Source organism: Klebsiella sp. TF21-TM, assembly GCF_019753495.1.
Lineage (GTDB): Bacteria > Pseudomonadota > Gammaproteobacteria > Enterobacterales > Enterobacteriaceae > Klebsiella > Klebsiella quasipneumoniae.
Genome location: NZ_JAIJYL010000046.1, coordinates 1 through 19341, shown reverse-complemented (window position 1 = coordinate 19341; position 19341 = coordinate 1). Strand labels below are relative to the sequence as shown.

Genomic DNA, 19341 nt, shown 5'->3' with positions numbered 1-19341 from the left:
GAAGGAGCGTTCCCGGCTGGCGCTACGCTTAGCCGGGCTACGACTGGTGCGCTCCATTTATGCCGGATGGCGGCATAAATGCCTTATCCGGTCTACGTTCCTGAGGAGGCCTGCGGGATACCCCCAGGCCCGGCAAGCGCAGCGCCGCCGGGCGGTCTGCCGCCGCACCCGCGGTAGTGCCGGATGGCGGCATAAATGCCTTATCCGGCCTACGTTCCTGAGGAGGCCTGCGGGATACCCCCCGTAGGCCCGGCAAGCGCAGCGCCGCCGGGCGGTCTGGCGCCGCACCCGCGGTAGTGCCGGATGGCGACATAAATGCCTTATCCGGCCTACAGAAAACCGCCTTCCCCCGTAGGCCCGGCAAGCGCAGCGCCGCCGGGCAGCTGGCCCAGGTTCCCTCAGTTCACCGTCAGGCGCAGGGCAAGATCCTGCGGGTAGGGGTCAAAATAGTTCTGCGCCTGCAGGTAGCGATCCGGATACTCGGCCAGATAGTGCTTAAGCAGCGTCAGCGGCGCGAGGATCGGCAGCAGCCCGGCGCGATAGTTGAGGATCACCTCCCGCAGCTCGCCGCGCTGGCGGCTGTTCAGCTGGTCGCGGAAATAACCCTGAATATGCATCAGCACGTTGGTGTGGTTTTTCCGCGAGGCGGGCCGCTTGAGGATCGCCATCAGCTTCTCGCGGTAGACCTCGAAGAAAGCCTCCAGATCCTCCCATTCATGCAGCGAGGCGACGAACGGGCCGATCTCGCGGTAACCCGCCTGGTGGTGAGCCAGCAGCTGCAGCTTGTAGCGGCTGTGAAAGGCCAGCAGGCCGTGGCGGGTCAGGCCGCGGGCGCGCAGGGCGTTGAGTTCATGCAGGGCGAAGACGCGCTCGACAAAATTCTCCCGCAGCAGCGGATCGTGCAGCCGGCCATCCTCTTCCACCGGCAGCCACGGGTAGCGCGCCATCAGGGCGCCGGTAAACAGCCCCACGCCTTCCTTACGCCCGCGATTGCCTTTTTCATCATACAGCCGCACGCGCTCCATCCCGCAGCTCGGCGATTTGGCGCAGACGATAAAGCCCGACAGCTCGCCCAGGGTTGCCAGATGGGCGTTGGCGAAATCGGCCATCTTCTCCGTCACATCCTCGTGCGGGGCGTGGCTGAAGCGCATGCGGATCTCCCCGACCGGGGTCTGCACCAGCCGGAGCGCCGGGCGGGGAACGGGCAGGCCGATCGCCATCTCCGGGCAGACGGGCTTAAACGCCACCCACTGCGCGAGCTCATCCATCACAAAGCCCATACGCTTATGCCCGCCGTCGAATCGCACGGCTGAGCCGGTTAAACATCCGCTGATCCCAATGACAGGTTGCGTGTTCATGGCGCTGTCCTCTCTTCTGCTGTGGTTCGGGTAAAGAAAAGGGTCACGGTGGCCACCGTAATGCCGAATTTCTTCATCTCGGTTTTGTTAAACAAATGGCTGCCGTCCTGCAGGAACATCCAGTCGTCAAAGTGCAGCAGCCACCGGCTGCCGCTGGCCTCGACGTTCATGCTGTAGCGCCAGTGAAAGGCATTGCCTGCCGCCTGGCCGCTGGCCACGCCTTCGATATCCCCGGCGGTGCCCTGATAACGGTTATCGCCGGTGCGGCGAATGCGCCACACCCGCTGCTGTTTCTCGCCATCGTCATAGACAAAGCGCTCATGGAGCGTCAGGGTGTCGCCGACGACGTCGCCATCGATCGCTACATGGAAGCGGCGCAGCTGTTTGCCGCGGCGATCCTGCACCATCCCCCACGCCTCGGTTCGGCCCTGAAAATAGTGGAAGATGTCGAGGGCGGGCTGCTGCTGCCGGTACTCGGTGACCTCGGTGCTGCAGCCGGCGAGCATCAGCATCAGCAGCGCCAGGCCACGTGTCAGAATGCGTTTCATGGTGTACCTCCGATCAACTGCTGACGCAGTTCGGGATAAGTGGTGCGCGGATCGAGCCAGATGGCGAGAAAGCGGGTGCTGAACGCCGCCGACTGGCGCGGGCCGAGCGGGGTAAAGGCGGTCTGCGCGGCGCTGGCGCGGTACCAGAACTGCCCCTCGCCGCCGCTGACCACGAACGCCAGCTGGCTGCCCGGCGCGACGTCCGGCCAGATCCCCTGCAGCATGCGCAGCCAGGCTTCGCTGCGCGGCTCCTGCTGCAGAATGCCCTGCGCCTGCCACTGGTCGCGGGTGGCCTCCACCAGCGCCTCGCGATCGATGTCGCGCCGGTAGGTGATGATCAGCGCCCGATCCTGCTGCGGGCCGGCATACCGGCCATTGGGCGTGCGCAGCTGTGAGTGATAGACAGTGAACGGCCCCCAGGTGAGGGTCGCCTCGCCGACGCGGCGCCACGTCAGCCAGTCGGCGGCGTGGGCCGCCGGGGCGAGGGCGCTCAGCCACAGCAGTAACAGGGCGAATCTCATTTTTGCCTCCCCATCCCCAGATGGAACAACAGCATGAGCACCAGCCAGCCGCAGGCCATGGCGGCCACGGCAAGCGCCGTCGGTACCAGCAGGGTCATGGCTCCGAGGCGAGCGCCGATCAGGTAGGCCACCGGGCCGCCGACGGTAGCCGCCGCGGCCAGCACCCAGCCGGGAAGCGTCGTGGTGCGGGTCAGCCGGGTCCAGACGACGGCGAACATCAGCCACAGGGCCACCATCCACAGGGGCAGCAGGCTGTCGCCGGGAAAATCAATCAGCCCCGCCAGCGCCCAGCAGGCGTCCAGCCCGCAGCCCGCCGCGGCCAGCAGCAGAGCGGGCGGACGACTGGCCGCCGGTAACCGCAGCCAGGCGAACAGCGCCAGCGTCAGCCAGATCAGCAGGCCGCGCTCGCGCAACATCACCACCAGCGTCCAGTAAACATCGAACGCGAGGGCCATCAGCAGGTGCTGCGCCGGGCGTGTCATACCCGCTCCGCGGTGAGCTGCACCACGCTGATGGTGCGGGCGTTAAATCCGGCTTCGCAGTAGCCGAAGTAGTAGAGCCACATCCGGCGGAAGCGCTCATCAAAGCCGAGCTTTTCAATATCCTGCCAGGCATGGGTAAAACGCTGCCGCCAGTGCGCCAGGGTGCGGGCATAGTCCGGGCCCATGTCGAACAGGTTGCGCACCACAAAATCGGTATGGCGGGTCATCAGCTCGCTCATTGCCGTGATGCTGGGCAAAAAGCCGCCCGGGAAGATGTAGCGCTGGATAAAATCGACGCTTTTGCTGTAGTGGCGATAGCGCTGATCCTGGATGGTGATCGCCTGCAGGGCCATTTTGCCGCCCGGGCGCAGGCGCGCCTGACAGGTGCGGAAAAAGGCCGGCAGGTAGCGCTGGCCAACCGCTTCAATCATCTCCACCGACACCAGTTTGTCGTACTCGCCGCGCAGATCGCGGTAGTCGCAGAGCAGCACCTCGACGCGATCCTGCAGCCCGGCGCGGGCCATGCGCTCGGTAGCCCAGCGGTGCTGCTCCCGGGAGAGGGTGGTGGTGGTGACCCGGCAGCCGTAATGGCGGGCGGCGTACTCGGCCAGCGCCCCCCAGCCGGTGCCAATCTCCAGCAGATGATCGCCGGGAGTGAGCGCCAGCTGGTCGCACAGGCGCGCCATCTTGGCCCGCTGGGCCTGGGTCAGATCCTGCTGGTCGTCGGCAAACAGCGCGCTGGAGTAGAGCAGGTCGTCATCCAGAAAGTGGGCATAAAATTCATTGCCGAGGTCGTAATGGGCGGCGATGTTCTCCCGCGCCTGAGCGCGGGTGTTGCGGCGGGTCCAGTGGCGCAGGCGGGCGACGGGCTTGCCCAGCAGACGAAAGCCGCGCTCCAGACGCCCCAGCACCTCGCCGTTGCGCGCAAGGATCTGCAGCAGCGCCGTCAGCTGGTGGCTCTCCCAGTCGCCGTCCATCCAGGCCTCGGCCGCCGCCAGGCTGCCGCCGGTCAGCAGACGCCAGTACACCTCCGGCGTGCAGACCCGCGCCTCGGCGCGCAGCGCGGCGGCGGGGTCGCCAAAATGAAAAGTCTGCGCCCCTTCGCGCACGGTGAGCGAGCCTTCGCGGAGGCCGCTCAATAGACGAAAGAGCAGCCAGCGCGCGAGCCGCACGTTGCGCGGCACATCGGGTTCAAGCGCAAAGACGGGATCGGTCATGAGCGTTCACTCCTGCTGACAGGATGGTTGTACAGCGGCACGCGCTTCAGCCACAGCCGCAGCGCCTGCCAGTAGATGGCGAGGACGGTTTTCAGGGTCATCATCGGCAGACGCAGCAGCAGCCCGCGCAGGTTGGCGCGGGTTAACGGCACGCGGCTCAGGGCCAGCGTGGCGTCGAACACCTTGCTGGCCTGATGGTTTTCAATATGCATGTGCAGCGTTTTGCCGGGCGCGTTGAAGCGCCAGTGATAGACCATGTCCATCGGGTTAAACGGCGAAACGTGAAAGGCTTTCTCCAGCGGGCGCACCTGCTGGCCGTCCACCGCGTAGTAATGACGCTCATTCCACGGCGTGTTGCGCACTTCGGCCAGCACCCAGCGCAGGGTGTCGGCCTCGTCATAGCAGTAGTAAAAGTTGACCGGATTAAAATGGAAGCCGAAGTAGCGCAGCTGGGTCAGGAGCATCACGCGTCCCGCCGGGCGGCAGCCGGTCAGGCTCTCCAGCCGGTTCAGCGCCTGAGCCTTCAGCGGCGCGCCCAGCGGATAATCGGCGTCGTACCAGGCGGCGGCGGCCAGGCGGTTGCGGCGGATGCCCGCCTCAGGCAGCCTGTCCAGTTCGTCGAGGTCAAGCCAGGCCATAAACAGGCGGTAGACGAAGTGGTGCGCCTTCGGCTGCAGGCGACGGTGGCGCAGGACGCCCTGATAGAGGCAGCTGTTCATTTCAGTTGCCCTCCGCCGCGGCGATGCCCTGCACCACGTCGAGCGCGCTGCGCACCCCGTCCTCATGAAAGCCGTTGTACCAGTAGGCCCCGCAGTACCAGCTCCGCTGCTGGCCGTTAATCTCGTCGCGCCGCAGCTGGGCCGACCAGCTTTGCGGGTTAAACAGCGGATGCTCATAGACGAAGCGCTGCCAGACGTAGCGATCGTCCACCGGCGCGTCCGGGTTCAGGGTGACGCAGAACAGCGGCGCGCCCGCGGGCAGCCCCTGGAGAATATTCATGTTGTAGGTGACGCAGGCCCGGGCCCGATCCCCGTCGCTCAGGCGATAGTTCCAGCTGGCCCAGGCGCGCTGACGCGCCGGCAGCCAGCGCGGATCGCTGTGCAGCACCACCTCGTTGCGCTGCCAGCAGATGTCCCCGAGAACTTCGCGTTCGGCGTCGGTGGGCGCCGCCAGCATCGCCAGCGCCTGCGCGGAGTGGCAGGCGAAGATCACCTGGTCAAAATGCGCCTCCCCGGACGCCAGCCGCAGGGTAACCCCTGTCGGGTGGCGCTCCACCTGCTGCACCGGCGCGTTGAGCCGCAGGTCCAGGCGGTTGCCGAGCCTGGCGAGCAGGGCGCGAACGTATTCCCGGGAACCGCCGGGCACTACGTACCACTGCGGGCGATCGCGAATGTCCAGCAGGCCGTGGTGTTCAAAGAAGCGCAAAAACAGCGGCAGCGGGAAGCGGCGCATCTCCTGTAGCGACGACGACCAGATGGCCGCCCCCATCGGCAGGATATAGTGGCGGGCGAAGAAGGGGCTGAAGCGGTGGCGGGCGAGGAAGCTCTCCAGCGTCGCCCCCGGATCCAGCGCCTCGGTCAGCGCCAGTTTCGCCAGCCGGTTGAAGCGGACGATCTCGCTCAGCAGCCCCCAGAAGGCCGGCTTCAGCAGATTGCGCCGCTGGGCGAAGAGCGAGGTCAGGCTGTGGCCGTTGTACTCCAGGCCGCTGGCCGGGCTGTGGACCGAGAAGCTCATCTGTGTTTTTTGCCCGTCGATCCCCAGCTCGCTAAGCAGGCCCATAAAGCGCGGATAGGTGCGATCGTTGTAGACAATAAATCCGGTATCGATGGCCCAGGAGCCCTGCGGCGTGGCGACATCCACGGTGGCGGTGTGGCCGCCCGGCGCGGCGCCCGCTTCGAACAGCGTCACCTGATGGTGTCCGGCCAGCCGCCAGGCGCAGGTCAGCCCGGCGATGCCGCTGCCGATGATGGCGATGTTCATGAGCGCACCATCCTGCGCAACAGCAGGCGCTGTATACCTGACGGCAGGCTGGCCAGCAGCCGCAGGGCCAGGCTGAAGCCGGTGGGGAAGGCGATGTGGTTTTTGCCCTTCGCCAGGCCGTGGCGGATCGCCGCCACCGCCCGATCGACGCTCACCCGGCCGGGCATGGCAAAGTCGTTTTTGCGCGTCAGCGGGGTGTCGACGAAGCCTGGAGAGACCACCGTGACGGCGACCCCTTTCGGCTCCCAGTCCAGACGCAGGCTATTGGCAAACCAGGTCAGCGCCGCCTTGGAGGCGCCATAGGCTTCCGCGCGCGGGAAGGGCAGCCAGTGCGCCATGGAGCTGACCAGCACCACCCGATCGCCTGCCTCCAGCTGCGTCTGCAGCGCCGCCAGGCAGTTCACCGGCCCGAGGAAGTTGGTGGCCATCACCCGCTCCACGAGGGCGGCATCCACCTGCCCGTGGTCGAGATATTCGCAGGTGCCGGCGCAGAGAATGATCAGGTCGGCAAAACAGCCCGTCAGCGCCTGGCGACAGGCGTCCCTGTCTGTCATATCGAACAGGCGCGCGCTGATGTTGGGGCTGAACTGCTGCAGCGCCGTCAGGCGCGAAGCATCGCGCCCGCAGGCGATGACCAGGTGGCCATCCGCCGCGTAGGATTTCGCCAGGCCGGCGCCGATCCCGGAGCTGGCGCCAGTGATAAGCACCGTCATCATGAGCGCACCCTCCGCTTCACGCCGCGTACCGCCCAGCCCAGCAGGGGAAGATGCTCGTAGATCATCTCCCCGGCGTCGTAGTAGTCGCGCTGGTGGAGAACCTGCTCCCCGGCGATGTCCACCACCGAGCAGCCCGGCAGGGCCAGGGTTTCTCCGCCGGCAATACGCGGATGCGACCAGTGCATGGTCCAGGTTACGGCGAACCGCTGACCGTCGCAGAGCGGCGCGTCGATGGTGAACCGGCACTGCTCCACGTTGGCCAGCAGATGGGTAAAGTAGCGCTGGATGGCGAACAGCCCCTGGTGCTGGCCAAAAGGATCGCTCAGCGTCGCGTCCGGATGGTACAGCGCGGCCAGCGCCGTGGGCGGCTGCGCATCCAGCCCGGCGTAGTACTCAACAAAACGACGAATGACGGACGGCGTGGTGCTCATGGATCACATCCTGGCTAAACACGGTGGCGTAATGGCATACTTAAAACTTACACAAATAAAATTATTTGTCCAAGTTTGTGGAAAAATATATTTTATTTATGTTTAAAATCATGTTGTTATGATTAGTATTTTAAAGGGTGAAAATCGCGGGTTGCACGAAGGGCAAACGTGCGCCCGCCGTGCCGCCGGGCGCAGGCGGAACAGAGAGTGGGGGTAAGTGAAAACCGGGGGTTAGAGCGGGATCACCTCGAGGGAGACGACCTGCTGCTGCCAGAGTTCGACCTGCCTCTGACGAGCGGCGGAGAGTTTGCCGCTGGTGACCAGCAGCCAGTTGCGCTGGGGGAAAATCTCCGGCGCCAGCGCGGCGGGAGGCACCGGCAGGACGTCGATGCGATGGCCCTGGCCGGTGCGTTTGAGCGCTTCAAGCCAAATTTCGCAGGCGTCGGTCAGGTGCCAGCCGGTGATCAGAAAGTTGTCCCCGGGCGCCTTCTTGTCGCCTTCGAGGCAAAACGAGGTGTAGGCGATGATGATGCCGTCGAGGATTTCGCGCAGGGTCATGATGGCCGGCACGTTGGCGGAGACCTGGCTGCGCAGCGGACGCAGCACCTCGGTCACCAGCTCCTGGCGCGGATATTCGCGGCCGGCATCGTAGATCAGCTGGCGCAGGGACTCGATTTTTCCCTCTTTCAGCCGCTGCAGCATGGTCTCCTGCAGCGTCAGCCAGTTGTTGGTGCGCCGCGCGCCGGGGCGCGACAGCAGGGGCTTCACCTGGCTGACCGGCACCCCTTTTTTCACCCAGTCGAGGATTTTAAGCGCCTGCTGGACGTCGTCATCGCTGTACAGACGGTGTCCACCATCGGTGCGCAGCGGCTTGAGCAGGCCATAGCGGCGCTGCCAGGCGCGAAGCGTGGTCGCATTTATCCCGCAAAGTCGGGCAAATTCGCCGATGGAGTAAGGCATGGAGGCCACCTGTTAACAAAGAATATTCTCAATATACTACGAATCACGTCGGCTGGCGTGAAGTGTAGCGGCTTTGCACTACACTTTTCCCAACCGCGTAAATGAAAGGAGTTCTCATGAAGCTATGGCCTGTTGTCACTGGCGTCGCTATCGCGTTGACCCTGGTGGCCTGCAAATCGCCCACCCCGCCGAAGGGCGTTCAGCCGATTAGCGGGTTTGACGCCAGCCGTTACCTCGGGAAATGGTATGAGGTCGCCCGCCTGGAGAATCGCTTCGAGCGAGGCCTGGAGCAGGTGACCGCCACCTACGGCGCCCGCAGCGACGGGGGGATCAGCGTCGTCAATCGCGGTTATGACCCGGTCAAAAAACGCTGGAATGAGAGCGACGGGAAAGCCTATTTCACCGGCGCCCCCACCACCGCGGCGCTGAAGGTGTCGTTCTTCGGGCCATTCTACGGCGGCTATAACGTGATCCGTCTGGACGACGACTACCAGTATGCGCTGGTCAGCGGCCCCAACCGCGACTATCTGTGGATCCTGTCGCGTACCCCCACCATTCCGGCGGCGGTGAAGCAGGATTACCTGAATACCGCGCGCGAACTGGGCTTTGACGTCGATCGACTGGTGTGGATCCGCCAGACGCCGCGCTAGCCTCGCCCCTTAGCGACTGAGCATGCCAGAGTAAACCGCATACAGCCCGGCCAGCGCCGCCACGTTCAGCGCCACGCTGATGAAAAACCACGTCCGGAAGGGCTGCTTTTGCGTTTTATGGCGAAAACACTGCTGGCCGAGGATCGCCCCCGGCCAGCCTCCCGCCAGGCCGAGCACCAGCAGCGTGGTTTCCGGCACCCGTCGCCAGGCTTTGCGCGCCGCCAGCTTGTCGGCGCCATAGATAAGCCATGTCAGAAGGCTGCTCAGTAAAAACCACATCGCCAGCGGGTAGGGGAGCAGGGCGCTGCCCACAGCGGTGAGCAGCAGCAGGGAATAACATACCAGGTTCAGATTCATAGGGACGTTCACGCCGGCCAGAAGAATGGCGCCACTATAGCCAATTTCCCGGACCGGCGTAAACGCGGTGGGCTAGCGGCCGCGCTTGCCACGATGCCGGGACAGCCACATCAGCTTATACGCCGCCGGAATAATAAACAGCGACAGCAGCGGGGCGGTGATCATTCCGCCAATCATCGGCGCGGCGATGCGGCTCATCACCTCCGACCCGGCGCCGGTGCCCCACAAAATCGGCAGCAGGCCGGCGATAATCACCGCCACGGTCATCGCCTTCGGCCGCACGCGCAGTACTGCCCCCTGATACAGCGCCTCGTCGAGCTTCCCGGCGCTGAAGGTCTGCGGGTTCTCCAGCGCCGGCTCCGCCTCGATGGCGTGGCGCAGGTACATCAGCATCACCACGCCAAACTCCGCGGCCACCCCGGCCAGGGCGATAAAGCCGGTGCCGGTGGCCACCGACAGATGGAAGCCCATCCAGTAGAGGAACCAGATCCCGCCCACAAGGGCGAACGGCACGCTGGCGATGATCAGCAGCGCCTCGCCGACGCGGCGGAACGCCAGGTACAGCAGCACAAAGATAATCATCAACGTCATCGGCACCATCAGCTTCAGCTTCTGATTGGCGCGCTCCAGCAGCTCAAACTGCCCGGAATACGACACGCTGATGCCCGGCTTCAGCTTCACCTCCTTGCCGATGGCCTGCTGCAGATCGTGCACCACTGACACCATGTCGCGGTCGCGGGCGTCGATGTAGATCCAGCTGGTGGGGCGGGCGTTCTCGGTCTTCAGCATCGATGGCCCGCTGACCACCTTCACCTCGGCGACGTCGCCGAGGACGATCTGCTGCTTCAGCGGGGTGAGGATCGGCAGCTGGCGCAGGGTCTGCGGGCTGTCGCGATAGCTCTGCGGGTAGCGGATGTTGATCGGGTAGCGCTCGACGCCTTCCACGGTCTCGCCAACCATCGCCCCGCCGATGGCGGACGAGACGAACAGCTGCACGTCGCCGACGGTCATCCCGTAGCGGGCCGCCTTCTCACGCTGAATATCAATGTCGAGGTAGCGCCCGCCCACCAGCCGCTCGGCTAACGCCGAGGTCACGCCCGGCACGCTGCGCGCCACCCCCTCAATTTGCCCGGCGATGGCGTCGATATCGGCCAGGTTAGTGCCGGAAACTTTAATGCCGATCGGGCTCTTGATGCCGGTGGAGAGCATGTCGATGCGGTTGCGGATCGGCGGCACCCACAGGTTCGCCAGCCCCGGCAGGCGCACGGTTTTGTCCAGTTCGTCGACGATCTTCTCCATGGTCATCCCCGGCCGCCATTGATCCTGCGGTTTGAGCTGAATAGTGGTCTCCACCATCTCCAGCGGCGCTGAGTCGGTAGCGGTGTCTGCCTTACCCGTTTTGCCGAACACCCGCGCCACCTCCGGCACCGTCATGATCAGCTTGTCGGTCTTCTGCAGCATATCCGCCGCCTGCGAGGCGTAGATCCCGGGCAGCGTTGACGGCATATACAGCAGATCGCCCTCGTTGATCTGCGGCAGAAACTCGCCGCCGACCCGGTTAAGCGGCCAGACAACCGTCAAGATCGACAGGAGCGCGATCAGCAGGGTGGTCTTCGGCCAGTGCAGGACCTTCAGCAGCAGCGGATGGTAAATGCGGATCAAAAAGCGGTTCAGCGGGTTGCTGCTCTCCGCCGGGATCCTGCCGCGGATCCAGAAGCCCATCAGGATCGGGATCACCATGATCGCCAGCAGCGCCGCTCCGGCCATCGACCAGGTTTTGGTGAAGGCCAGCGGGCCGAACAGTTTGCCCTCCTGGCCTTCGAGGGTGAAAATGGGGATAAACGACAGGGTGATGATCAGCAGGCTGATAAACAGCGCCGGGCCAACCTCCACCGAGGCATCGGTAATGATTTTCCAGCGCCTGTCGTTGCCGAGCTTCTCTCCCGGATGCTGATGCGTCCACTCCTCCAGCCGTTTGTGGGCGTTCTCAATCATCACGATGGCGGCATCGACCATCGCCCCCACCGCAATGGCGATCCCGCCCAGCGACATGATGTTGGCGTTGAGCCCCTGGAAATGCATCATGATAAAGGCGAAGCACAGGCCGAGCGGCAGGGAGATAATCGCCACCAGCGCCGAGCGCACGTGCCACAGGAACAGGGCGCAGACCAGGGCGACGACGATAAACTCTTCCAGCAGCTTGTGGCTGAGGTTATCGATGGCGCGGTCGATAAGCTGGCTGCGGTCGTAGGTGGTGACCACTTCAACCCCTTCCGGCAGGCTACTTTGCAGCGACGCCAGTTTTTCTTTGACCGCCGAGATCGCTTCCCGGGCGTTCTTGCCGGAGCGCAGGATCACCACGCCGCCGGCCACTTCGCCTTCTCCGTTCAGTTCGGCAATGCCGCGGCGCATCTCCGGGCCGACCTGCACCCGCGCGACGTCGCCGAGATAGACCGGCACGCCGTTATCGCCGGTTTTCAGTACAATGTTTTTGAAGTCGTCGAGGGTCTGCAGATAGCCGCTGGCGCGCACCATATATTCGGCTTCCGCCAGTTCGACCGAAGAGCCGCCCGCCTCCTGGTTAGAAGCGTCCAGCGCCGATTTCACCTCGCCGAGGCTGATGCCGTACTGGGTCAGCTTCATCGGGTCGACGACAATCTGGTACTCCTTGACCACGCCGCCCACCGACGCCACTTCCGAGACGTTAGGAATGGTTTTCAGCTCATATTTTAAGAACCAGTCCTGCAGGGAGCGCAGTTCGGCGAGATCGTGCTTGCCGCTGCGGTCGACCAGCGCGTACTCGAAGACCCAGCCGACGCCGGTGGCGTCCGGGCCCATTTCGGCGCTGACCCCGGCGGGCAGTTTGCCCTGCACCTGGTTGAGATACTCCAGCACCCGCGAGCGCGCCCAGTAAGGATCGGTGCCGTCTTCAAAAATCACATACACATAAGAGTCGCCAAACTGCGAGAAGCCGCGCACCGTTCTGGCGCCGGGCACCGACAGCATGGTGGTGGTTAGCGGCCAGGTGACCTGGTTTTCGACGATCTGCGGCGCCTGCCCCGGATAGCTGGTTTTGACGATCACCTGTACGTCGGAGAGATCCGGCAGGGCGTCCACCGGGGTGTGGACGATGGTCCAGGTCCCCCAGAGGCTGAGAAACAGCGCGCCCATCATCACCAGGAAGCGGTTGGCCACCGAGCGGCGGATAATCCATTCAATCATTGTTCCGTTCCTCAGTGCGCGTGGGCGGCAGCGGCATCAGGGGCCTGCGCGCGCATGCGCTCCAGCGCGCCGGCGATATTGGCTTCCGAGTCGATCAGGAACAGGCCGCTGGCGACCACCTTCTCGCCCTCCTTCAGCCCGCTGCGAATGGCCGTGACGCCATTGGATTCATGGAAAACCTGGACCTGCTTCGGCACGAAGCGGCCCTCGTTATCCATGGTGATCACCCGCTGCTCGCTGCCGCTGTCGATCAGCGCTTTGGAGGGGATCAGCAGCATCGGTTCGCTGTCACTGGTCAGCTGCAGATAGGCGTTCATCCCCGGCTTCAGCGCTTCATCCAGGTTGTTCACCTGCAGGCGTAGCTGCAGGGTGCGGGTGGCGCTATCGACGCTGGGGAGAATCGTCCATTTGCTGATGCGGAAGGTTTTGTCCGGCCAGGCGGGAACCTGAATGCGGAACTGCGAGGCGTCTTTAATCAGCCAGGCGATGGACTCGGGGACCGCCACGCTGACCCACACCGGGTCCATGCCCTGAATTTTCGCCACCACGTTATCTTTGGCGATGTTCATTCCGGCGCGCAGATCGAAGGCGGTGATCACCCCGTCGATGGGCGCCTTGAGGGTGAAGCGGGTCTGGATCTTGCGCGTGGCTTTCAGGCGGCGGATATCGTCGTCCGGCATTCCGGCGAGACGCAGCCGCTCGAGGATCCCCTCGACCTGGGTGGCGGTGCCGCCGGTCTCCTGCAATAGCAGGTATTCGCTCTGCGCTTCCACCCAGTCCGGGATGGTCAGTTCCAGCAGCGGCGTACCTTGTTGCACTTTGTCGCCGACGGTCAGGGGATAGACTTTATTGATAAAGCCCGCCGCCCGCGCCTGCATAATCACGTACTGGTACTCGTTGTAGCTGATGTTGGCCGGGAAGGTCTGGGCGTAGCGCAGCGGCCCGCGGGTGACGGCGGCGGTTTTCACCCCGAGATTCTGGGTCTGCGTCGGGTCGATACGCACCCCCGGCGCACCGGCGGCGGCACTCTCCTCATCGGCGTATTTCGGCACCAGGTCCATATCCATAAACGGCGATTTACCCGGTTTATCAAAGCGGGTGTTCGGGTACATCGGGTCGTACCAGAACAGCACTTTTCGCTGCTGCTCGGCCGCCGGGGCGGCGGCGGTAGCGTCGAGGGGCGGCGCCATCCGGGTATACAGCGCTGCGGTGAGCGCGCCGCCGATCGCCATGCTGCCGAGGATCAGCGCCGTGTTTTTCAGTGTTAGGGATGCCATGTGTCGTCCATTCAGTTGTTGAGGAGCCTACCGTCGCCGGGCCATTAGTGGGCGCGGATATCCTGTAACAGCGACAGATTGCCCTGCTGAAAGAAGGTGAAGTCCACGCTGTCGCCGTCCTTCACATTGTTGAGCTGGGTCTGCGGGGTGATGGTGAAGCGCATGGTCATCGGCGGCCAGTTCACCGCCGGGATGGCTTCGTGGGCAATGGTGATTTTTTTGCTATCCATATCAATGGCTTTAATGACCCCTTTGCCGCTGATGCTTTGCGTCTGCGCGGCGGCGGGCTGTTCGTGCATCGCCATGCCGGCGTGCGGGTCGGCGGCCTGGGCGGCGAACACCGCGCCAGAAATCAGAGTGAACAGGGCGACTTTAGACAGTGAATTCATAATCAAGACTCCTCGGGTTATTCCATCCAGCCGCCGCCGAGGGCGGTGAACAGGGTGATTTCATTTGCCTGACGGGAATAGTTGAGTTCCAGCAGGGTTTGTCGGGTGGTGAAAATATCGCGCTGGGCGCTCAGCACTTCGATGTAGCTGACCGCGCCGTGGCGATAGAGCGCGGTGGCGCGCTGCAGGGTGATATTGAGTGAAGCGAGATAGCGCTCCTGGGCGGCGATCTGATCGGCCAGGCTTTGGCGCAGGGCCAGCGCGTCGGCCACTTCCTTAAAAGCGGACTGAATTTTTTGCTCGTAGTTGACCACCTGCTGCTGCTGGCGGATCTCCGCCAGATCGAGGTTGGCCTGATTGCGCCCGGCGTTGAAAATCGGAATGTCGATTTTGGGGATGAAGTTCCACATCGCGCTGCCGGCGTTAAACAGGCTGGCGAGCTCGCTGCTGCTGCCGGAGAGCGAGCTGGTCAGGGTGATCGACGGGAAGAAGGCCGCCCGCGCGGCGCCGATGTTAGCGTTGGCCGCCCGCAGGCTGTGTTCGGCCGCTAAAATATCCGGCCGCTGCAGCAGGATCGCTGAAGAGAGCGACGGCGGCAGGGTTACGCCTTGCAGGTCGACGGCGCTGCTGGCGCTATCGTCCGGCAGATGTTGATAACTACCGAGCAACAGTTGCAGAGCGTTATTAGCCTGCGCCAGCTGGCCCTGCCGCCTGGCGATCTCGGCGCGGGTGCTCTCGATCATCCCCCGCGCCTGCTCCAGCGCCAGGACGGTGGTGCTGCCGGTCAGCAGCTGTTTTTCAACGAACGCATAAGATTGCTGATAGTTTTGCAGGGTGTCGTTGGCCACCTGCAGCTGCGCTGCCGCCAGCCGCTGGTTGAAGTAGCTTTGTGAAACGTTAGCAATCAGCAGGATATGCACTGCGCGCCGTGCCTCTTCGCTGGCGAAGAAGTTCTCCCGGTCGGCCTCGCTGAGGTTTTTCAGCCGGCCAAAGAAGTCGAGGTCATAGTTGAGATTCAGCCCGGCGGCGTAATCGCTGCTGGTGGTGGTGTCGCCTTTAAGCTTGCCGCCGTAGGTGGTGCTACCGTCACCGTTCAATTGCGGGTAGCGGTCGGCATCGGTCACCCGATACTGGGCGCGGGCTTCCTGCACTTTCAGCGTCGCCATCCGCAGATCGCGGTTGTTGGTCAGCGCGGTGCCTATCAGGCTTTTCACCTGCGGGTCGACGAAAAAGGTTCGCCAGCCGGTCTCCTGATAGCTCGCGGTTGCGGGAACCAGCTTGTTCTGGCTGAGAGAGAACTGCTGCGGTACCGGCGCGGCGGGGCGCTGGTAGTCCGGAGCGAGCGAGACACAGCCGGTTAAGGCGAGTATCACGCTGAGGGTAAGAAGCGTTATTGGGCGCATGGCGGCAGACGTTTTCGACGATTTATCCATGGCGGCTACTTTACGTAGCGGCCTCTGTTCAGGACGTGACAGGAAAATGACAAAGCTGTCATTTTCCTGATATTTCATTGCTATCCGGAGGCGCTCCTCTAAAATTGAATACCCGCACAGAACGCGCGTGAAGGAGCCGGCGGTGAAGATTTTGATTGTCGAAGATGAGAAGAAAACCGGGGAGTACCTGACCAAAGGGCTCACCGAGGCTGGCTTCGTCGTCGACCTGGCCGATAACGGCCTTAACGGCTATCACCTGGCGATGACCGGCGACTATGATCTGCTGATCCTCGACATCATGCTGCCGGACGTGAACGGCTGGGATATCGTGCGCATGCTGCGCGCCGCCGGGAAAGGCATGCCGATCCTGCTGCTTACCGCGTTGGGCACCATTGAGCATCGGGTGAAGGGGCTGGAGCTGGGCGCCGACGACTATCTGGTGAAGCCGTTCGCCTTTGCGGAACTGCTGGCGCGGGTGCGGACGCTGCTGCGTCGCGGGGCGGCGGTCATTGTCGAAAGCCAGTTTCAGGCGGCGGATCTCAGCGTCGATCTGGTCAGCCGTAAGGTGACGCGCGGCGCCACCCGCATCACCCTGACCAGCAAGGAGTTCACTCTGCTGGAGTTCTTCCTGCGCCATCAGGGCGAAGTGCTGCCGCGTTCGCTGATTGCCTCGCAGGTGTGGGATATGAATTTCGACAGCGATACCAACGCGATAGATGTGGCGGTGAAGCGGCTGCGCGCCAAAATCGATAACGACTTCGAGCCGAAACTGATCCAGACTGTGCGCGGTGTCGGCTATATGCTTGAGGTGCCGGATGGTCGCTAAGCGCCCCTTTTCCCTGGCCACCCGGCTGAGTTTCTTTATTAGCCTCGCCACCATCATCGCCTTCTTTGCCTTCACCTGGATCATGATCCATTCGGTGAAGGCGCATTTTGAAGAGCGCGACGTTCACGATCTCAGGCAGCTCAGCACCACCCTGGAGACGGTCCTCGACCACGCTGACTACCCGCAGGCGCGGCGGCTGGAGATCGTGAAGAATATCATTGCGGGCTACGCCAACGTCTTTATCTGCCTGGACGATGGGCAGGGCAATATTCTGTTCCAGTCGCCCAACGGACCGGATCTCAGCCATATGCTGAGTACGCCAGGCCTGGCGATGCAGCTGCGCGACGGGAATGTGATTTCATGGACCGACCCGCAGCCGCGGGCAATGGCGCACGATAATCATCAAATGGAGACCCGTGCCTGGCGGCTGATCATGCTGCCGCTGGGCAAGCAGGCGGATGGCAAGCCGGCGTACCATCTGCTGATGGCCTTATCTATCGATTTTCACCTGCACTATATTAATGAGCTGAAAGCGAAGCTGATTTCCGCCGCGTCGATAATCAGCCTGCTGATCATCGCCATCGTGCTGTTTGTGGTCTATCAGGGGCATAAGCCTATCCGCCAGATCAGCCGGCAGATCCAGAATATTACCTCGCGGGATCTCGACGTGCGCCTCGACCCGCAGGCGGTGCCTATCGAACTGGAGCGGCTGGCGCTGTCCTTTAACCATATGCTGGAGCGAATGGAGGATGTCTTTACCCGCCAGTCGAACTTCTCCGCCGATATCGCCCATGAGATCCGCACGCCGATCACCAACCTGGTGACGCAAACCGAAATCGCCTTAAGCCAGAGCCGCAGCCAGCAGGAGCTGGAAGAGGTGCTCTACTCCAATCTCGAAGAGTTCTCGCGCATGTCGCGGATGGTCAGCGATATGCTGTTCCTCGCCCAGGCCGATAACAACCAGCTGATCCCCGAACAGCGGGAACTGGATCTGGCTGAGGAGGTGCATAAGGTGTTTGAGTTTTTCGAGGCGTGGGCGGAAGAGAAGGCGGTAGCGCTGCGCTTTGACGGCAGCCCCTGCCGGGTGACGGGCGATCCGCTGATGCTGCGGCGGGCGATCAGCAACTTGCTGTCGAACGCGATCCGCTACACCCCGGCTGGCCAGGCGGTGACGATCGCGCTGAGCGAAAGCGCGGAGACGATCCGCCTGGTGGTGGAGAACCCCGGTACGCCGATTGCCGCCGAACATCTGCCGCGGCTGTTTGACCGTTTCTATCGCGTCGACCCCTCGCGCCAGCGCAAAGGGGAGGGCAGCGGCATCGGCCTGGCGATTGTGAAATCCATCGTCAGCGCCCACCACGGCAGCGTGGCGGCGCAGTCCGATCTGCGCTCGACGCGGTTTATTGTGGTGCTGCCGAAACAGGCGCAATAACGGCTGATAGCCAGCGGGCAGCGCCAGGCGGCTGCCCGTAATCGTACCGCGGTTTACTCTTCGAAGTACCAGTAGCCTTGATTAATCAGGCGCGTCAGTTCGCTCACAAACGCCGGGTTTTGCAGGCCGCTGCCGAGCTCCTCCTGGCCTAATGAGGTATAGCGGCATAATGCATCCAGCGCTTCGGCATCGGTGGTGTCCAGCTGTTCGCTATGCACGAAGAAGCTGTCGCCGATATGCAGAACGCGCAGGCCGCTCAGGCGAGAAAGTTTTTCGCCGCCCAGCAGCGCATCGACGACTTCCTCTTCTTCATACGGTGGTTCCGCCGGCGCAATATCCAGCTCGTGACGCGGGGTGGTGACGAAACTGCCGAACCACTGCTTGAAGTCTTCCGGCTGGCGAATCATGTCGATCATCATGCCGCGCAGACGTTCGAGTTCATACTCTTCAACCCGGCCCGGATGCTCGCGGCAGGTGAGGTCCGGATCGCTGTAGTGCTCGCCGCCGAGATCGTTCTCCAGCACATAGTCGGCGAAGCTGCTGATCAGGTCGCGCCCGTTTGGCCCGCGGAAACCCACGGAGTAGTTCAGCGCGGTTTCGTGGGTGATACCATCGTGCGGGAATCCCGGCGGAATATAGAGGATATCGCCCGGCTGCAGATCCTCATCAATAATCGGCGGGAACGGGTCGACGTGCAGCAGCGCGGGATGCGGGCAGAACTGACGCATCGGCAGCTTATCGCCCACGCGCCAGCGGCGGCTGCCCATGCCCTGAATAATAAAGACGTCATACTGATCGATATGGGGGCCGACGCCGCCGCCGGGGACGGAGAAGGAGATCATCAGGTCGTCCAGACGCCAGTCCGGCAGTACGCGGAACGGTCGCACCAGCTCGGCGGCCGGCATATGCCAGTGGTTTACCGCCTGGGCCAGCAGCGACCAGCCGGTCTCGCCCAGGCCATCGAAATGTTCAAAAGGTCCATTGCTGGCCTGCCATTTACCGTTGGCCAGACTGACCAGCCGGCTGTCGACTTCCGGCTCCATGGCTAACCCGGCCAGCTCGTCCGGGGTAATCGGGTCGACGAAGTCCGGAAACGCGTTTTTTAAAACCACCGGCTGCTTTTGCCAGTATTTCTCTAAAAACTCGGGCCAGTTAATGTTGAGTTGATAAGCCATCGATTATTACCAGTAAGAAGAAACGGGCCTGATTATAGAAACGGGGGCTGGGCGGGCGCTTTGTCGTGGGTCAAGAGTGGCGCTTAATTCACCATCGGCGCGATAATGGCGTTGGGTAAGAGAGAAAAATCACATTTTTGCCAAAAACCGATTTTCGAGTTAACTACGCTGCAGGCCGCATGAACACTGGGATGACGGCTTTAATGGTAGGAAGAGGAATAAGCGAAAAGTTCAAATAATGAGCGGTCGATAAGATTTTTCTATTTTAACCCTTGCTACTTCCGGCGAACTCCCTATAATGCGCTCCCACTGACACGGCAGATGTGAATCACTTCACACAAACAGCCGGTTCGGTTGAAGAGAAAAA

The 19341-nt window shown here is 62.9% G+C and carries 19 protein-coding genes; 3 read left to right on the top strand and 16 right to left on the bottom strand.

The window, feature by feature from the left end:
- Nucleotides 1-398: 398 nt before the first annotated feature.
- From K5R89_RS25385 to K5R89_RS25340, 10 genes are all read right to left on the bottom strand, one after another.
- Nucleotides 399-1358 carry a DUF523 and DUF1722 domain-containing protein gene (locus K5R89_RS25385; RefSeq protein WP_004206730.1) on the bottom strand — a complete coding sequence of 320 codons (960 nt, stop codon included), beginning with the start codon at nucleotides 1356-1358 and terminating at the stop codon, nucleotides 399-401.
- On the bottom strand, nucleotides 1355-1906 hold the full coding sequence (locus tag K5R89_RS25380; RefSeq protein WP_032454720.1) for a DUF3833 domain-containing protein: 552 nt from the start codon (nucleotides 1904-1906) through the stop codon (nucleotides 1355-1357). The genes K5R89_RS25385 and K5R89_RS25380 overlap by 4 nt, the downstream gene beginning before the upstream one ends.
- A complete protein-coding gene (locus tag K5R89_RS25375) occupies nucleotides 1903-2427 on the bottom strand; it encodes a hypothetical protein (RefSeq protein WP_065806277.1) in 525 nt (174 codons plus the stop codon). Before K5R89_RS25375 ends, K5R89_RS25380 begins: the two co-directional genes overlap by 4 nt.
- Nucleotides 2424-2909: a DUF2878 domain-containing protein gene (locus K5R89_RS25370; RefSeq protein WP_023291806.1), complete on the bottom strand. Its 486-nt coding sequence runs from the start codon at nucleotides 2907-2909 to the stop codon at nucleotides 2424-2426. The genes K5R89_RS25375 and K5R89_RS25370 overlap by 4 nt, the downstream gene beginning before the upstream one ends.
- Nucleotides 2906-4126 carry a cyclopropane-fatty-acyl-phospholipid synthase family protein gene (locus K5R89_RS25365; RefSeq protein WP_217259626.1) on the bottom strand — a complete coding sequence of 407 codons (1221 nt, stop codon included), beginning with the start codon at nucleotides 4124-4126 and terminating at the stop codon, nucleotides 2906-2908. Before K5R89_RS25365 ends, K5R89_RS25370 begins: the two co-directional genes overlap by 4 nt.
- Nucleotides 4123-4845, bottom strand: a complete 723-nt coding sequence (locus K5R89_RS25360; protein WP_087827502.1) for a DUF1365 domain-containing protein — start codon at nucleotides 4843-4845, stop codon at nucleotides 4123-4125. The genes K5R89_RS25365 and K5R89_RS25360 overlap by 4 nt, the downstream gene beginning before the upstream one ends.
- A gap of 1 nt (nucleotide 4846) precedes the next feature.
- A complete protein-coding gene (locus K5R89_RS25355; protein WP_217259625.1) occupies nucleotides 4847-6106 on the bottom strand; it encodes an NAD(P)/FAD-dependent oxidoreductase in 1260 nt (419 codons plus the stop codon).
- Nucleotides 6103-6822 (bottom strand): SDR family NAD(P)-dependent oxidoreductase, encoded by a 720-nt coding sequence (locus K5R89_RS25350; RefSeq protein WP_023291809.1) that lies wholly within the window; start codon nucleotides 6820-6822, stop codon nucleotides 6103-6105. Before K5R89_RS25350 ends, K5R89_RS25355 begins: the two co-directional genes overlap by 4 nt.
- Nucleotides 6819-7253, bottom strand: a complete 435-nt coding sequence (locus K5R89_RS25345) for a nuclear transport factor 2 family protein (RefSeq protein ID WP_023291810.1) — start codon at nucleotides 7251-7253, stop codon at nucleotides 6819-6821. Before K5R89_RS25345 ends, K5R89_RS25350 begins: the two co-directional genes overlap by 4 nt.
- A gap of 231 nt (nucleotides 7254-7484) precedes the next feature.
- Nucleotides 7485-8213, bottom strand: coding sequence for a MerR family transcriptional regulator (locus K5R89_RS25340; protein WP_002887258.1), 729 nt, complete (start codon nucleotides 8211-8213; stop codon nucleotides 7485-7487).
- 116 nt (nucleotides 8214-8329) lie between these two features.
- Between K5R89_RS25340 and K5R89_RS25335 the strand changes: the two genes are divergently transcribed.
- Nucleotides 8330-8863 (top strand): lipocalin family protein, encoded by a 534-nt coding sequence (locus K5R89_RS25335; RefSeq protein WP_002887259.1) that lies wholly within the window; start codon nucleotides 8330-8332, stop codon nucleotides 8861-8863.
- Nucleotides 8864-8872: 9 nt separating this feature from the next.
- On the opposite strand, the gene K5R89_RS25330 is transcribed toward K5R89_RS25335, so the two are convergent.
- The 5 genes from K5R89_RS25330 to K5R89_RS25310 form a co-directional block, all read right to left on the bottom strand.
- A complete protein-coding gene (locus K5R89_RS25330) occupies nucleotides 8873-9220 on the bottom strand; it encodes a DUF1294 domain-containing protein (RefSeq protein ID WP_032454727.1) in 348 nt (115 codons plus the stop codon).
- 72 nt (nucleotides 9221-9292) lie between these two features.
- The gene (locus K5R89_RS25325; RefSeq protein ID WP_217259624.1) at nucleotides 9293-12442 is read right to left on the bottom strand and encodes a CusA/CzcA family heavy metal efflux RND transporter; all 3150 of its coding nucleotides are present in this window, start codon (nucleotides 12440-12442) and stop codon (nucleotides 9293-9295) included.
- An 11-nt stretch (nucleotides 12443-12453) separates the two neighbouring features.
- Complete coding sequence (locus K5R89_RS25320; RefSeq protein ID WP_087827500.1) at nucleotides 12454-13719, bottom strand: efflux RND transporter periplasmic adaptor subunit; 1266 nt, start codon at nucleotides 13717-13719, stop codon at nucleotides 12454-12456.
- 44 nt (nucleotides 13720-13763) lie between these two features.
- Entirely contained in the window at nucleotides 13764-14108 is a 345-nt protein-coding gene (gene cusF / locus K5R89_RS25315) for a cation efflux system protein CusF (protein WP_065813362.1), read from the bottom strand.
- A 17-nt stretch (nucleotides 14109-14125) separates the two neighbouring features.
- On the bottom strand, nucleotides 14126-15511 hold the full coding sequence (locus K5R89_RS25310; protein WP_087827503.1) for an efflux transporter outer membrane subunit: 1386 nt from the start codon (nucleotides 15509-15511) through the stop codon (nucleotides 14126-14128).
- Between the two features lie 172 nt (nucleotides 15512-15683).
- Here K5R89_RS25310 and cusR point away from each other — a divergent pair, with 172 nt between their 5' ends.
- The gene (gene cusR / locus K5R89_RS25305) at nucleotides 15684-16367 is read left to right on the top strand and encodes a copper response regulator transcription factor CusR (protein WP_004206716.1); all 684 of its coding nucleotides are present in this window, start codon (nucleotides 15684-15686) and stop codon (nucleotides 16365-16367) included.
- Entirely contained in the window at nucleotides 16357-17799 is a 1443-nt protein-coding gene (locus K5R89_RS25300) for a Cu(+)/Ag(+) sensor histidine kinase (RefSeq protein WP_072421488.1), read from the top strand. Before cusR ends, K5R89_RS25300 begins: the two co-directional genes overlap by 11 nt.
- Before the next feature lie 53 nt (nucleotides 17800-17852).
- Here K5R89_RS25300 and K5R89_RS25295 read toward each other — a convergent pair whose 3' ends face one another.
- A complete protein-coding gene (locus K5R89_RS25295; RefSeq protein ID WP_023291817.1) occupies nucleotides 17853-18974 on the bottom strand; it encodes a cupin domain-containing protein in 1122 nt (373 codons plus the stop codon).
- Between the last annotated feature and the right edge of the window lie 367 nt (nucleotides 18975-19341).